Origin of the sequence: Nocardioides sp. (genome assembly GCF_030149505.1) — a bacterium.
GTDB lineage: Bacteria > Actinomycetota > Actinomycetes > Propionibacteriales > Nocardioidaceae > Nocardioides.
This window is the reverse complement of record NZ_JASBRN010000026.1, coordinates 34533-49695: the sequence shown is the minus strand read 5'-3', so window position 1 is coordinate 49695 and position 15163 is coordinate 34533. Positions and strand designations below refer to the sequence as shown.

12 protein-coding genes are annotated in these 15163 nt (G+C 73.9%); 5 read left to right on the top strand and 7 right to left on the bottom strand.

The annotated features are described in order from the left end of the window. Positions 1 to 115 precede the first annotated feature (115 nt). Entirely contained in the window at positions 116 to 1663 is a 1548-nt protein-coding gene (locus tag Q1V71_RS05285; RefSeq protein ID WP_300641446.1) for a hypothetical protein, read from the top strand. 23 nt (positions 1664 to 1686) lie between these two features. Here the strand turns inward: Q1V71_RS05285 and Q1V71_RS05280 are convergent, their stop codons facing one another. The 5 genes from Q1V71_RS05280 to Q1V71_RS05260 form a co-directional block, all read right to left on the bottom strand. Then, complete coding sequence (locus Q1V71_RS05280) at positions 1687 to 2622, bottom strand: metallophosphoesterase (RefSeq protein WP_300641444.1); 936 nt, start codon at positions 2620 to 2622, stop codon at positions 1687 to 1689. 31 nt (positions 2623 to 2653) lie between these two features. After that, positions 2654 to 4390: a sulfatase gene (locus tag Q1V71_RS05275; RefSeq protein ID WP_300641442.1), complete on the bottom strand. Its 1737-nt coding sequence runs from the start codon at positions 4388 to 4390 to the stop codon at positions 2654 to 2656. Positions 4391 to 4559: 169 nt separating this feature from the next. Next, on the bottom strand, positions 4560 to 5027 hold the full coding sequence (locus Q1V71_RS05270; protein WP_300641440.1) for a nitroreductase family deazaflavin-dependent oxidoreductase: 468 nt from the start codon (positions 5025 to 5027) through the stop codon (positions 4560 to 4562). 127 nt (positions 5028 to 5154) lie between these two features. Beyond that, complete coding sequence (locus tag Q1V71_RS05265; protein ID WP_300641438.1) at positions 5155 to 6282, bottom strand: fumarylacetoacetate hydrolase family protein; 1128 nt, start codon at positions 6280 to 6282, stop codon at positions 5155 to 5157. Next, positions 6279 to 7112 (bottom strand): hypothetical protein, encoded by an 834-nt coding sequence (locus Q1V71_RS05260; RefSeq protein WP_300641436.1) that lies wholly within the window; start codon positions 7110 to 7112, stop codon positions 6279 to 6281. Before Q1V71_RS05260 ends, Q1V71_RS05265 begins: the two co-directional genes overlap by 4 nt. Before the next feature lie 76 nt (positions 7113 to 7188). Here Q1V71_RS05260 and Q1V71_RS05255 point away from each other — a divergent pair, with 76 nt between their 5' ends. Further along, positions 7189 to 8364, top strand: a complete 1176-nt coding sequence (locus Q1V71_RS05255; protein ID WP_300641434.1) for a homogentisate 1,2-dioxygenase — start codon at positions 7189 to 7191, stop codon at positions 8362 to 8364. 190 nt (positions 8365 to 8554) lie between these two features. On the opposite strand, the gene Q1V71_RS05250 is transcribed toward Q1V71_RS05255, so the two are convergent. After that, positions 8555 to 9745 (bottom strand): ROK family protein, encoded by a 1191-nt coding sequence (locus tag Q1V71_RS05250; protein WP_300641432.1) that lies wholly within the window; start codon positions 9743 to 9745, stop codon positions 8555 to 8557. Between the two features lie 83 nt (positions 9746 to 9828). Here Q1V71_RS05250 and zwf point away from each other — a divergent pair, with 83 nt between their 5' ends. Genes zwf through eda form a run of 3 tightly spaced genes read left to right on the top strand, consistent with a single transcriptional unit; the run spans position 9829 to position 13845 of the window. Next, entirely contained in the window at positions 9829 to 11346 is a 1518-nt protein-coding gene (gene zwf / locus Q1V71_RS05245; RefSeq protein ID WP_300641430.1) for a glucose-6-phosphate dehydrogenase, read from the top strand. Next, positions 11343 to 13235 (top strand): phosphogluconate dehydratase, encoded by a 1893-nt coding sequence (gene edd, locus Q1V71_RS05240; protein WP_300641428.1) that lies wholly within the window; start codon positions 11343 to 11345, stop codon positions 13233 to 13235. The genes zwf and edd overlap by 4 nt, the downstream gene beginning before the upstream one ends. Further along, positions 13228 to 13845, top strand: a complete 618-nt coding sequence (eda, locus tag Q1V71_RS05235; protein ID WP_300641411.1) for a bifunctional 4-hydroxy-2-oxoglutarate aldolase/2-dehydro-3-deoxy-phosphogluconate aldolase — start codon at positions 13228 to 13230, stop codon at positions 13843 to 13845. The genes edd and eda overlap by 8 nt, the downstream gene beginning before the upstream one ends. 108 nt (positions 13846 to 13953) lie before the next feature. Here eda and Q1V71_RS05230 read toward each other — a convergent pair whose 3' ends face one another. After that, on the bottom strand, positions 13954 to 15015 hold the full coding sequence (locus Q1V71_RS05230; protein ID WP_300641409.1) for a hypothetical protein: 1062 nt from the start codon (positions 15013 to 15015) through the stop codon (positions 13954 to 13956). Positions 15016 to 15163: the final 148 nt, after the last annotated feature.

Sequence of the window (15163 nt, the reverse complement as noted above, 5' to 3'; positions counted from 1 at the left end):
GCCGGCTCGCCCCGGCTCGAGCACGCAGCACCCACGGACCGCCCCGCGTAACCACGCGGGGCGGTCCTGCGTTGTGGGGGCACCGACCCCGCGACGTACTCCGCAAGGACCACCCATGTCTCGTGCCGCCCGCCCCACCGCCCGCTCGGCCCGCTCCCTGCTGGCCGTCGCCCTCGTCGCCCTGGCCCCGCTGGTCGCGGCTCCCGGTGCCGTGGCCCACCAGGCCGGCGACGTCCCCACCAACACCCGCGGCGAGCGGGTGGAGACCCAGGGCGAGGGCGTGGCGATGGAGTTCGTCGCCAACCTGCAGTACGACGACACCGGCGAGGCGCAGGGCGGTTCGGACATCGAGTTCCTGCGGCTGGGGGACAAGGAGTACGCCCTGGCCGGCACCCTGTCGAAGGGGCTGCAGATCGTCGACATCACCCGGCCGCGCAAGCCGAGGATCGCCGCGGTCTACGACTGCGACATCTCCCAGGGCGACATCCAGGTGTGGACCAACCGCGGCCGGGTCCTGGCCAGCTACACCGCCGACGGCAGCGTCGGCGAGGCGGGCGCCGCGTCCCGGTGCGGGCGCGACCTCGACCTGACTGCCGACGACGCGGGCACGGTCATCGTCGACCTCACGCAGCCCACGCGGCCGCAGTCAGTGAGCTTCCTGCCCGTTGCCGCCGGCTCGCACAACATGACCATCCACCCGAGCGGGGAGTACCTCTACAACTCCAACTCCGACCTGCTGACCTCGGGCACGGAGCCCTTCATCACGATCTACGACATCAGCGCCCCGGCGAAGCCGCGCTTCGTCCAGGACTTCCCGATCCCGTTCGTGCCCACCTCGCTCGGCTCGGAGTCCCACGACATCACCTTCAGTGCCGACGGCACCCGGGCCTACTCCGCGGCCCTGAGCCAGACGCTGGTCCTCGACACCACCGACCCGGCGAACCCGGAGATGATCGGCCAGATCATCGACCCGGCGGTCAACGTCTCCCACCAGGCCGACCCCGTCACCCTCACCGGCTCCGACGGCGTGGAGCGCACCATCCTCGTGGTCACCGACGAGCGCGCCGGAGCGGCCGCGTCGCTGGAGTGCCCCGGCGGCGGTCTGCACCTCTACGACATCACCGGTGACCTCGAGGCCGCACCGGTCAAGATCGGCGCCTGGTTCATCCCGGCCTTCACCTTCCAGGACGGGGCGACCTGCACCTCCCACGTGCTCCGCATCTACGAGCGCCAGCAGCTCATGACGATCTCCTGGTACGCCCAGGGCGTGCGCGTCATCGACCTCTCCGGTCTCGCTGACGCCGCCACCGACCCGCTCGCCGGGCCGCTCAACCTCGCCTTCGGCGACGGCGCCGGCATGACCGAGGTCGGCTCCTACGTGATGGCCGACTCCGACTCCTGGTCGTTCAAGACCAACAGGATCAAGCGCGACGGGTCGTTCTTCGGCTACTCCAACGACCTCGTGCGCGGCTTCGACGTCTTCCGGTACGACGGCAGCACCATCGGCACGGTCAAGCCGCTGAAGCCGCGCGACCTCCGTCCGCGGCTCGCGACCGGCGCGGAGAGCACCGGGAGCGCGGCCGGCCTGGCCCTGCTCGCCCCGGCGGCCCTGGCGGGGCTGCTGCTGCACCGCGCGGGGGCGCGCCGACGGCGTACCGCCTGACCGGTGTCGCGGGCAGCGGCTGTTCAGAGACCCAGCTGCTCGACGAGCGCGGCCAGGTCCACGCCCTTGCGCGAGAGCAGCTCGCGCCGGTCGTGGTCGGAGAGCGCGAGCACCTGCGGCCGCACCGAGAGCGGGTAGCCGTCGACCTCGGGGGCCTCGGTGGTCGGCACGACCGTGTGCACGACCCGGTCCTCGTAGACGTGCAGCAGGTTGACCGACTGGTGCCCGTCGACGCCGGAGAGGTAGCGGTCCGCCGGGGTGAGGTCGGAGGTGTAGCAGGTCGCCGAGGCCACCGAGACGGGTACGCCGGCGAAGAGGCTGTGGCTGGTGAAGTGGAAGTGCCCGCCCAGGATCGCGCGCACGTCGGTGCCGCGTACCACCTCGGCCAGCAGGTGCTGGTCGGCCAGCTCGATGATCTGCGCCGGCGGCAGCATCGGCACCGGGATCGGCGGGTGGTGCATCGCCATGATCGTCCCGTGCGGGGCGGGGGTGGCCAGCAGGTCGGCCAGCCACGCCAGCTGCTCGGGCCGCAGCTCGCCGTGGTGGTAGTCGGGGATCGACGTGTCCAGCGCGACGATCCGCAGCCCGTCGACCTCGTGCACCCGGTCCTGCGGCACCGTAGGGTCGGCGTCGGGTCCGAACAGGCCGCGGGCGTAGGGCTCGCGGGCGTCGTGGTTGCCCATGGTCCACACGACCTCGGCTCCCATGCCTGCCGCCACGGGCTCGACCAGCTCGCGCAGCCGGGCGTACGCCTCGGGCTCGGCCTTGTCGGCGAGGTCCCCGGTGAAGACCAGCGCCTGCGGGGGCGGGTCGATCCGGCCGAGGCGCTCCAGGGCCGCGACCAGCCCGCGCTCGGGGTCGACGACGCCGTACTGCAGCTGGCCGGCGGCGAGCAGGTGGGGGTCGCTGAGGTGGGCGACGACGTGGGTGGGGTCGGGGTACTGGCCGAGCTGCGTCACCGGACGAGCCTAGGTGTGGGGGCGCGCACGGTCAGCGGTATGCGTAGGTCCGGTCGATCGCCTTCCAGTAGCGGCGGGTCGCGTCCGCGACCTCGTCCGCGGTCATGGCGAGGGACTCGGGCAGCGGCGCCTGGCAGCCGGCGCCCGCGCAGTCCTTGACCTCGCGCCAGGAGGTGGTGAGCGCGGCCAGGACGTCCCGGTGCTCGCGGGAGCGGGCGAGGTTCTCGTGCTGCAGCGGGTCTCGGACGAGGTCGTAGAGCTCGACGAAGCCGTCGCGGTAGCGGGTCATGCTCCACCGACCCGTCCGGACCCCGATCGAGCTGCGCTCCCCGAAGCCCCGCTCCGAGCCCCCCGAGGTGTGCGTGGCCTCGGTCAGCACGGGCACGTCCCAGCCACGGTCGCCCTCGAGCAGGGTCGGCAGCACCGACGTACCGTCCGGGCGGCGCGGGGGTTCGGCACCCGCGAGGTCGAGCAGGGTCGCGGTGAGGTCCGGGGTGTCGACCGGGTCGTAGCGCTTGTCGCCCAGGGGGCCCTTCCCCCGCAGCCCCGGCCCGGTGAGGAGCAGCGGCACCCGTAGCGACGGCTCGTAGGACCAGACCTTCCCGGTGCGGAAGCGGTGCTCGCCCTGCAGCAGACCGTTGTCGGAGGTGAACACGACGACCGTGCGCTCCCACTCGCCCGTCCGCTTGAGCGAGGTCACCAGTCGCGCCACCTGCCGATCCATCACGTGGATCGCCTCGGCCCGCTGGCGGGCCACCTCGCGCATGGCGCGGAGGTCGGCACGGCTCAGCGGCGGGAGGTTGCGGACCTGGCGAGGCTTGTCGGAGACGTCCTTCTCCGTCGGAGCGCCGGAGCGGGCGATCCCGGGCGCTCGATCGATGACGTCGTCGAAGCGCCCCCGCTCCGCGGGCGGGACGTACGGCGAGGGGAAGTCCTGCGTGGAGTCCTCGGACCCGCCCAGCGGCTGCGGGTCGTCGGGGTCGCGGGGAGCGCCGTGGTGCGGGGCCACGTGGTTGACCAGCAGGAAGAACGGCTCGCCCGTGCGCTGCCGGTGCCGGTCGGAGCGCCGGACCATGTCGACGGCGAGGTCGCCGATCACCTGGGTGCTGTAGCGCCCGCGGTAGCGGTTGTCGATCTTCCCGTCGTGGTTGAAGGCGATGTCGGTGTAGACGTAGGTGCCGCCGTGGAACCCCGCGTCACCGGGGTTCTCCACCGCCCCGCGCCACTCGTCCCACCCGGCGGGCACGTAGCGGTGGGAGGGCTGGCCGCTGACCCTGGACCGGTCGAGGCCGTAGCGGTTGAGGTACTTGCCGAGGAAGCCCGTGCGGTAGCCGGCTGCGCGCAGCGACGTGGCGATGGTCCGGGAGTCGTCGAACGCGGCGTACCCCGACGGCGGCTCGTGCCAGTAGACCCCGTGGTTGTGCGCGTGCTGCCCGGTCAGGAAGGTCGCGCGCTGGGGGCAGCAGAGGGGGTACGGCGCGAAGGAGTTCTCCATCGAGATGCCGTCGGCCCCCACCAACCGGCGCGTGCGGGGCGCCCAGCGCAGGTCGTCGACGCGCATGTCGTCGGCGACGACCACCACGATGTTGGGGCGGGGGTCGGGCTCGGCCGCCTGGGCCGCGGCCGTCGTCGCTGCGGTGGCTGCGGGAGGCGCGGGGGCTACCTGGACGCCGGCGCCGACCGTCGCCAGCGCGACCAGCCCGGCGGTCGCCGAGGCGAGGCCGAGGAGCGGGCGCCGAGCGCGTGGGGAACCAGGGAACGGGAGCACGCTCGACGGTAGGCCGCCGGCTCCGGGCGCCGCCAGAGCCACGCGCCCCAGCGCGTGGCGCGTTCCGGCCCCCGGCCGCTCCCGGTCCGTCACCCTCGGGCGTCGGAGCCCCGGAGCCCCGGAGCCCTGGAGCCCTGGAGCCCCGGAGCGGGTCGCGCGCCGCCGTCCCTCAGGCCCGGCGCAGGCGGAAGACCGGGATCAGCCGGTCGGTGCGCTCCTCGTACTTGGCGTAGTTCGGCCAGGTGGCGAGCATCGTGCGCCACGCGGCGGCGCGGTCCTCGCCGGAGAGCTCCTCGGCGGTCACGTCGGTCTCGACCCTGCCGAAGCGGATGTGGGCGGTGCGCGCGGCCCGCAGGTTGACGACCCACACCGGCATCTTCGGGCCGCCGAAGTAGGACCCGGCGATCAGCCAGGTGTCACCGTCGGGCACGCACAGCAGCGGGGTCTGGCGCGGGATGCCGCTCTTGCGGCCGACGACGGTGAGCATGAGGTTGGGCAGGCCGGCGAGGTCGAGCACGCTGACCCGCCCGCGCGAGGCCTTCTGCAGGTTCTTGTCGACCCACACGATCTGGGGGAGCAGCTTCGGCATCCACTCGATGGCGCCGATCTTCACGGCCAGCGGGGTCAGGAGTCCCATGGCCCGAAATCTAGAACAGGTTCCGTCCCGGGGTCGCAGGGATCCGACCACCGGTCCGCCCGCCCACTCGGCACCACTTCGACGGTGACTCGGCGCTGGTTCGACGGTGGCCTGCTCAACGGCCGACTCAGCGCGCCGGCTCGACCCGCCCCGCGACCTCGCCCAGGGACAGCCGCCCGCCGGAGGTCGACGGCGCGGAGTAGCGCAGCACGACCTCCTGGCCGTCCTCGAGGAACCGCTCGCCGCGCCACAGCTCGATGAAGGAGCCCTCCTGGCCCGGCGCGGGACCGCTGATCGTCCCGCTGGCGAACAGGTCGCCGGTGCGCACGCTGGCGCCGTTGACCGTGAGGTGGGCCAGCATCTGCGCGGGCGACCAGTAGGTCGAGGCGTACGTCGGTCGGCTGACGACCTCCCCGTCGAGCACGACCTCCACGTCGATGTCGAGGCCGCGCGTGCGCCCCGACTCGAGGTACGCCGCCGGCTCGGGGTCCTGGCCGGGCAGGTCGCACCACGCCGCCTCGAGCGCGGCCAGCGGCGTGACCCAGCAGCTGATCGAGGTCGCGAACGACTTGCCCAGGAACGGTCCGAGCGGGACGTACTCGTAGGCCTGGATGTCGCGTGCGGACCAGTCGTTGAGCCCGACGACCCCGAAGACGTGGTCGGCCAGCGCGGCGGCCGGGACGCGCGAGCCGAGGGCCGAGGGCGCGCCGACGACGAAGCCGAGCTCGGCCTCGATGTCCAGGCGCCGGGTCGGGCCGAAGGACGGCGGTTCGCCTGGCCCCACCGGGCGCAGCCCCGAGGGCCGGACCACGGGGGTGCCGCTCGGCACGACGGTGCCCGCGCGGCCGTGGTAGCCGACCGGCAGGTGCTTCCAGTTCGGCAGCAGCGGCTCGGAGCCGGGGCGGAACATCCGGCCGAGGTTGGTGGCGTGGTGCTCGGAGGCGTAGAAGTCGACGTAGTCGGCCACCTCGAACGGCAGGTGCATGACCACGTCGGAGAGCGGGATGCCCGGCAGGTCGGGCGCGAGGTCGAGCGCCTGCTCGCGCAGCTGGCGCCAGGTCGAGGGCCCGCGCGCCATGAGGGCGTTGAGCGAGGGCTCGGCCAGCTCGGGTCGACCGGTCGCGTGCGCCAGGTCGAGGACCTCCTCGCCCCGTCGTACGCCGACCCGGCGCGGGCCGCCGTCGACGGAGAAGACCCCGTAGGGCAGGTGGTCGAGGCCGAAGCCGCCGAGGACGTCGGAAGGAGGAGTGCTCACAGGTCCACCATCTCGCGGAGGTCGGCCAGGGGCTCCTCGACGCTGCACGAGCCGAAGGAGGAGAACCACCGGCGCGCACCGGTCAGCTCCAGCGCCAGCAGGTCGGGGGCATCCCCGGAGGTCAGCACCTCGACCACCTCGGCGCGCGAGGCGCCGTCGAAGGCGACCCGGGTCGCGGCGAGCACCGCCACGAACCCGTGGTGCCGCCAGCCCTCCGGGGAGGTGTGGGGCAGCGCGCGATGCAGGCCCGCGGTGCACTTGAACGGCAGCTCCCGGTCGAGCGCGGCATCGATCCAGGCGGCCAGCCGCTCCGGCGTCGGGAACGCCTCGGCGTCCAGGCCGCCGGTGCGCAGCTTGAGCCGCAGCTCGGCTGCGGCGACCTCGTCGGCGGCGGCCAGCCAGGAGTGCGTGGGGTCGGTCGCGGGCAGCTCGACGAAGACCCGGGTGTCCTCGTCGAGGACGCCCTCGGCGCGGGCCGCGTCGACGGCGGCCACCACGCGGCGGGCGTTGCCGGCGGGGTCCTCGACGTCGCGCAGGGCGATCTCCAGGCCGGCGAGCGGCAGGTCGCGCTGGGCGCACAACCGAGCGGGGCCCAGCACCTGGCCGGCGCCCCCCGTCAGTACGACCGACACCGGCGTCCCGCTCGGCACGGCCGGCAGGTCGGTGTCGCGCACGACCAGCGAGCGGACCAGCCGCGCCGCGGGGCCGGAGCGTCCGGCGTACGCCGCGAGCGCCTGCTCCAGCGGGGCGTCGCCAGGCGGGAAGGTGGCGGCGTCGTCGATGAGGCCGACCCAGAAGGGGTCGGTGGACGGTTCCTCGAAACGGGTCACCGCGCTACTGTAGCGAACGAATAGCGCCCTGGTTCGTCCGATAGTCGGACGTCCGCTCGAAGCGTCGGGAGACAGCATGGCCTACTACCGCAGTGTCGGCGACGTCCCCCGGACCCGCCACACCCAGCACCGCGACGCCGAGGGTCGCCTCTACCGCGAGGAGCTGATGGGGGAGGAGGGGTTCTCCTCCGACTCCTCCCTGCTCTACCACCGAGGCGTCCCCTCGGCCCTCACCGCGAGCGAGGTCTGGGAGCTGCCGGACCAGTCCCGCACCCCCAACCACCCGCTCGCCCCGCGGCACCTGCGGCTGCACGACCTCGAGACCGGCACCGACGCCGTCGCCGACCGCCGGACCGTGCTGGCCAACAACGACGTGCGGCTCACCTACGTCGTGACCGGCACCGAGCCGAGCGCCTACTACCGCGACGCGATCGGCGACGAGTGTGTCTTCGTCGAGTCCGGTTCCGGGGTGGTCGAGACGGTGTTCGGCGCCGTCCCCTACCGAGCCGGCGACTTCGTGGTGGTCCCGCGCGCCACTACCCACCGCTGGGTCCCGGCTGAGCCCAGCCGGCTCTACGCCACGGAGGCCAGCAGTCACGTCGCGCCGCCCAAGCGCTACCTGAGCCGGTTCGGCCAGCTGCTCGAGCACGCGCCGTACTGCGAGCGCGACCTGCACGGCCCCGCCGAGCCGCTGCTGCGCGAGGGCACCGACGTGCCGGTGCTGGTCAAGCACCGCACCAGCCAGGGGATCGTCGGCACCCGGATGACGTACGCGACCCACCCCTTCGACGTGGTCGGCTGGGACGGCTGCCTCTACCCCTACACGCTCAACATCGAGGACTACATGCCGATCACCGGCAAGGTCCACCAGCCGCCGCCGGTGCACCAGGTCTTCGAGGGCTGGAACTTCGTGGTCTGCGCGTTCCTGCCGCGCAAGGTCGACTACCACCCGCTCGCCGTGCCGGTGCCCTACTACCACTCCAACGTCGACAGCGACGAGGTCATGTTCTACGTCGCCGGCGACTACGAGGCCCGCAAGGGCTCCGACATCGGGCTCGGCTCGATCTCACTGCACCCCGGTGGCCACGCCCACGGCCCGCAGCCCTCCGCGATCGAGGCCAGCCTCGGTGCCGAGCGCTTCGAGGAGACCGCCGTGATGGTCGACACCTTCGCCCCGCTCGAGCTCGGCGAGGCCGCCCTGGCGGTGGAGGACCCGGAGTACGCCTGGACCTGGGCCCGCGACCGGGGCTGAGGCCGCTGCGGGTTGGCGGGGAAGGGGCGCGCGGTGCCGCGTCCGGCCCGAGGCGCCCCCTTCGTCGCTACCAGGCCGTTCGCGCGTTCCACACGAACGGCCCGCCAGCCCCACCCACGCTCCTCGGGGGGCGCCTCGGGCCGGCCGCGTCCCCGCGCGCCCGCTGTCTCTGCCGACCAGGCGTGCGCCCTCACTCCCGCAGGAGCGCGTCCACGGCGCGGGGGTCCAGGGCTCGGTCGATGGCCAGGGCCGCGCACCCGTGCAACCCGGCGGCCTCGCCGTGGGTGGCCGGCACGAAGCGCAGGGCCCGGGCGGCGGCCGGGTGGGCGCGGGCATGGAGGGACTCGCGGATCCCGGCGGTGAGCAGGTCGAAGGCGGTGGCCATGTCCCCGCCGACGACGACCGCCTCGGGGTGCAGCAGGTTGACGGCGACGGCCAGGGTCTCGCCGAGGTGCCGGCCGGCCTCGCGCAGCAGCTGGCGGGCCTCGGGGTCGCCGGCGAGGGCGAGCGCGGCGAGGTCGCGCACGTGGCGTACGTCGGAGCGACCCGCCTCCTGCAGCCGCGCCACCAGCGCCCAGCCGCCGGCCACCGTCTCCAGGCAACCGGTCGCCCCGCAGCGGCACAGCAGGTCGCCGGCCTCCTCGACCCGGGTGTGCCCGAGCTCGCCGGTGGTGCCGCGACCTTCGCCGACCAGCCGACCGTCGGCCACGATGCCCAGCGCCAGGCCGGTCGAGGCCTTGAGCACCAGCATGTCCCGGGCCACCGGGACCCGGCCGAAGAGCTCCGAGCGCACCAGGACCGACGTGTCGTTGTCGAGGTGCACCGGGGCGTCGGTGACGGGGGACAGGTAGGGGGCGAGGGCGACCCCGTCCCAGCCGCGCATCACGGGGGCGTCGGTGGCGGTGGCCGTGGCCGGGTCGACGGAGCCCGGCAGGCTCAGCCCGACGCCGAGCACCCGCGCGCGAGGCGCCGAGGGGGCGACGAGGCCGTCGAGCAGGGAGCCGAGCCGGGCGGCGACGTCGGGCATCAGGTCGCGGGCACCGGTGCCGGGCTCGTGGTCGCGGGTGTCGCCGGCGACCTCCCGACCGGCCAGGTCGAAGACGCCGACCTGGCTGCGGGAGCGCCCGACGGCCACGGCGAGCACCACCCCGGCGTCGGGGTCCAGGCGCAGGGCGGCCGCCGGCCGTCCCCCGGTCGAGGCGAGGTCGGCGCCCTCCAGCAGCAGCCCGGCCGCCGCGAGGGCGCCGACCCGTGCCGTCACGGCGCCACGGGAGAGCCCGGTCAGCCGCACGAGGTCGGCGCGCGTGGCGGCGCGCCCGGTGCGGAGCAGGTGCAGCAGGCCGCCCGGGGAGGTGTCGACCCAGGTCTCGTCGGTGACCACGCGGCGAGTGAAGCACACACTTAAGTCAGAAAATGACCTAAGAGTGCTTGTATCGATCCAAAAGTCCTGCGACCGTAGGACCCATGCATCCCCCGGCCGACCCGACCGCCGTGACCGCGACCCTCCCGCCGGTCTGCGACTTCACCGTCTTCGGCGGGACCGGTGACCTCGCGCTGCGCAAGCTGCTGCCCGCGCTCTACCACCGCGACCTCGAGGGTCACCTGCCCGCGGACACCCGCATCATCGGCGTCTCCCGCTCCGAGATCGACGACGCCGGCTACCGCCGCGAGGTCCGCGCCGCGCTCGAGCGCTTCGTCGAGCCCGCGCTGCTGGAGGAGGCGGCGATCACCCGTCTGCTCGGCCGCCTGCACCACCTCTGCCTGGACTCCGACACCCCCGACGACTGGCACCTGCTGCACGGCCTGCTCAAGGACCGGCCCCGCGAGGACGAGACGGTCCGCGTCTTCTACCTCGCCGTCGCGCCGCGCCTCTTCGGCCCGACCTGCGAGCGCCTCGCCGAGATCGACGTCGTCGACGAGCGGGCACGCGTCGTGCTGGAGAAGCCGATCGGGCACGACCTCGCCTCGGCCCGCGAGGTCAACGACGCGGTCGGCCGGGTGTTCGCCGAGCACCAGGTCTTCCGCATCGACCACTACCTCGGCAAGGAGAGCGTCCAGAACCTCCTGGTCACGCGCTTCGCCAACACCTTCCTCGAGCCGCTGTGGAACTCCCAGTGGGTCGACCACGTGCAGATCACCGTCTCCGAGACCGTCGGGGTCGGCACCCGCGGGGGCTACTACGACCACGCGGGCGCCCTGCGCGACATGGTGCAGAACCACCTCCTGCAGCTGCTGTGCCTCGTGGCGATGGAGCCGCCGACGTACGTCGGCCGCGAGAACGTCCGCGACGAGAAGCTCAAGGTGCTCCAGGCGCTGAAGCCGCTCGGCCCGGCCGACGTGGACCGCGACACCGTCCGGGGCCAGTACGTCGCCGGGCTGGTCGAGGGGGAGCGGGCCGCCTCCTACCAGGACGACCTGGGCGCGCTCGGCGGGGCCGGGAGCAGCACCGAGACCTTCGTGGCCCTGAAGGCCGAGGTGCAGAACTGGCGCTGGGCGGGCGTCCCGTTCTACCTGCGCACCGGCAAGCGGATGGACCGCCGCGTCTCGGAGATCGTCGTGGTCTTCAAGGAGCCCCCGCACGCGATGTTCCCGGGCTCGGAAGGCACCACGACGGCCAACCGGCTGCACATCTGCGTCCAGCCCGACGAGGGCATGCGCCTGCACCTGACGGCCAAGGAGCCCGGCCCCGGCGGCATCCGGCTGCGCCCGGTCTCCCTCGACCTGTCCTACGCCACCGCCTTCGACCAGCGCAGCCCCGACGCCTACGAGCGGCTGCTCATGGACGTCGTGCGCGGCAACCCGACGTTGTTCATGCGTCGCGACGAGGTCGAGGCGGCCTGGCAGTGGGTGGCGCCCGTCCTCGACCGGTGGGCGGAGTCGCCGGAGGCCCCGCGCCGCTACCCCGCCGGGACCCCCGGCCCCTTCGCCGCAGCGGCGCTCCTGGAGCGCGACGGCCGAGCCTGGCAGGAGACCGACCAGTGAGCACCGGACGCCAGGACCGCCAGCGCCTCCACCCCGTCGTGGCGGCCGTCACCGAGCGCGTCGTCGAGCGCAGCGCCGCGACCCGCAGGGCCTACCTCCAGCGCACCCGGGCCGCCGCCGAGACCGGACCTGCGCGCGGGCGGCTGGCCTGCGCCAACCTCGCGCACGGCTTCGCCGCGGCCGGCCCGGTCGACAAGGCGGCGTTGCGCGGCACGGTCAAGCCCAACCTCGCGATCGTCACCTCCTACAACGACATGCTCTCGGCGCACCAGCCGTTCGAGACCTACCCACCCGCCCTCAAGAGGTCGGTCGTCCGCGCCGGCGGCATCGCCCAGGTCGCCGGCGGCGTCCCAGCCATGTGCGACGGCGTCACGCAGGGTCGCGCCGGCATGCAGCTCTCGCTCTACTCCCGCGACGTCATCGCCATGTCGACCGCCATCGCGCTCTCCCACGACATGTTCGACGGTGCCCTGCTGCTGGGCGTCTGCGACAAGATCGTCCCCGGCCTGGTGATGGGTGCGCTGTCCTTCGGGCACCTCCCGACCGTGCTCGTGCCGGCCGGGCCCATGGAGTCGGGCCTGCCCAACAAGGAGAAGGCCGCGGTCCGCCAGCGGTACGCCGAGGGGCTGGCCTCCCGCGAGGAGCTGCTCGAGGCCGAGGCGGCGTCGTACCACTCTGCCGGCACCTGCACCTTCTACGGCACCGCCAACTCCAACCAGCTGCTGATGGAGGTCATGGGCCTGCACCTGCCGGGCGCCTCCTTCGTCAACCCCGGCACCCCGCTGCGCACCGCCCTCACCGACGCGGCCGCAGCCCGGGTCACGGAGCTGGCCCACCGCCAGCAGACCGGGCAGCGGGGGGCCTCGCCGATCGGGGAGCTCGTCGACGAGCGCGTCCTGGTCAACGCCTGCGTGGCGCTGCTGGCCTCCGGCGGCTCGACCAACCACACGATGCACCTGGTGGCGATGGCCCGCGCGGCCGGCGTGGAGCTGACCTGGCAGGACCTCTCCGACCTCTCCGCCGTCGTGCCGCTGCTGTGCCGGATCTATCCCAACGGCTCCGCCGACGTGAACCACTTCCAAGCCGCCGGCGGCATCGCCTTCCTGGTGCGGACCCTGCTCGACGCGGGGCTGCTGCACGAGGACGTGCAGACCGTCGCGGGACCCGGCCTGCGCCGCTACACCCAGGAGCCGCGGCTCACCGCCGACGGCGGCGTCGAGTGGGTCGACGGCCGGAACACCTCCCTCGACACCGACGTGCTGCGCCCGGCGGACCACCCGTTCTCCGCCGACGGCGGCCTGCGGGTGCTGACCGGGCCACTGGGCCAGGCCGTCATCAAGACCTCGGCCGTCGCGCCCGAGCACCGAGTCGTCACGGCCCCGGCGCTGGTCTTCGACGACCAGGCCGACTTCCTGCAGGCCTTCGCCGGCGGGGCCCTCGACGGGCGCGACCTGGTGGCGGTCATCCGCTACCAGGGCCCGGCCGCCAACGGCATGCCCGAGCTGCACAAGCTGACCCCCGCGCTGGGGGTGCTCCAGGACCGCGGCCAGCGGGTCGCGGTCGTCACCGACGGTCGGATGTCCGGGGCCTCGGGCAAGGTCCCGGCCGCCATCCACGTCACGCCCGAGGCTGCGCTCGGCGGCGTCCTGGCGCGACTGCGGGACGGCGACCTGGTGACCGTCGACGCCGACGCGGGGCTGCTCACCGTCGCCGACGTCGAGACCGTGCTCGCGCGCCCGGCCACGGGCGCGGCCCCGACGGCGCAGGAGTTCGCCGGGACCGGCCGCGAGCTCTTCGCGATGTTCCGCGCCACCGTCGGGCCCGCCGACCAGGGAGCCAGCGTCTTCCCCGCGGTCCCGGTCGACCAGGGGGTCCCCGCCCATGTCTGACTCGCTGCTCGACCTCGTCCCGGTCGTGCCGGTCGTCGTCGTGGAGGAGCTCGACCACGCCGTCCCACTGGCGCGCGCCCTGGTGGCCGGAGGCCTGCCGGTCGTCGAGCTGACGCTGCGCACGCCGGTCGCACTCGACGCCGTGCGGGCCATCGCCGCCGAGGTCCCGGAGATCACCTTGGGAGTCGGCACGGTCTGCACCCCGGCCCAGGCCGAGGCGGCGGCCGAGGCCGGTGCCGGCTTCCTGGTCTCGCCGGGGACGACGCCGGACCTGCTGCAGGCGATGCTCGGCACCGGGCTGCCGTTCCTCCCCGGGACCGCCACGGTCTCCGAGGTGCTTCGCGTGCTCGAGGCCGGCGTGACGGAGATGAAGTTCTTCCCCGCCGAGGCGTCCGGCGGCACGGCGTACCTCTCCTCGCTGGCCTCGCCGCTCTCCGCTGCCCGCTTCTGCCCCACCGGCGGCATCACCGCCGCCTCGGCCCCCGGCTACCTCGCGCTGCCCAACGTCGGCTGCGTCGGCGGGTCCTGGCTGACCCCCCGTGACGCCCTGGCCGCCGGCGACTGGGCCCGGGTCGAGCGCCTCGCACGCGAGGCGGCCGCCCTGCGCTGAGGCGGGTACGACGTCGGCCGGACCGGCCCGGAAGCACGACGACCCCGCCAGGGCGGCGGGGTCGTCGGCAGCCGCTGCTCCAGGGCTGCTGTGCTGCGGGTCAGCGGGTCAGCAGGAGATGCCACCCCGGGGGACCTTGACCTTGGTCTGCAGCGGGGCGACCGCCACGTCGGCGATCACCTGGCCGCCGAGCGAGAGCACGGCGCGCAGGGTGACCGACTTGGCCTTGGCCATCCGGCCGTTCTCGGTGACCTTCTCCTTGATGACGCCCGGGAACTGCAGGGTCAGGCCCAGCAGCGGGTTCTCGGGGAAGGAGATCTCGGCCGGCGCACCGTCGGTGGGGATCGGAACGGGCTGGCCGTCGGGGCCGGTGATCTCCAGGACCGCCGGGGTGTAGTCGATCCTCGCGCCCCCGGGCCGGCCGGTCGCGGTCGCGACCATCTTCGGGTCGGAGCTGACCTCGATGCCCACAGCGCCGCCGAAGAGCTCGAGGTCGGCCAGACCGGTCGTGGCCACCCCCTTCAGGCCGGACCGGTCACCGCGCGGGAGGTACTGCGTGCGCTGCATCGCCGAGGCCGTCCCGTCGAGCGCCAGCAGCGAGCCGGTGCCGGGGATGGCGCCGGGCAGCACGGTCGCGTCGGCGGTCGAGGACATCGACGAGGTCGCGTCCTGGCCGCCGGGCACGCAGGAGCGCTTGCCGGCCCAGCGGGCCATGGCCTCGCCGGTGCTGGCGCCCACCGACAGCAGGGGCTCGGCGGGGACCGGCACCAGCGTCTGGCTGGGGATTTCGTCGGTGCCCTTGGTCGGGCCGGCCTTGGCGACCAGCGCGGTCAGCAGGCCGGAGAGGTCGTTGTCGGCGAGGCCACGGCCACCGAGGCTCTTCGAGGTCGAGACCGACGGGGTGGCCTTGCGGGTGTTGAGCATCGACGACGCGCGACCCACACGGAGGTCGACGACCTTGCCCCCCTCGATGCCGGGGGTCTGGTCCAGGACGAGCACCCGCAGGATCTGCGCACCGACCTTGGCGCGGTGCTGGTACTTCTGGACCCCATCACCACTGCGTGCCGGTGCCGCCTGGCCGGGCGCAGGCTGCAGGGCGATCAGTGGCAGGGCGGTGGCGACCGCTGTGGCCAGGGCCATGGTCATCCGTGTCGTGCGTCGCGTTCTCATGTCGACCCTTCTGGTGGGGGATGGTGCGGCGAGGCGGTGATCTGGGTGGACACCTGTTGCCTCACCGCGTTCCTTACCCGTGGGGTCGCACCGGCCAACCCCCCTTTCACCCTGATGTGTGACGGGTCACGCGATCGACGGAGCGGCG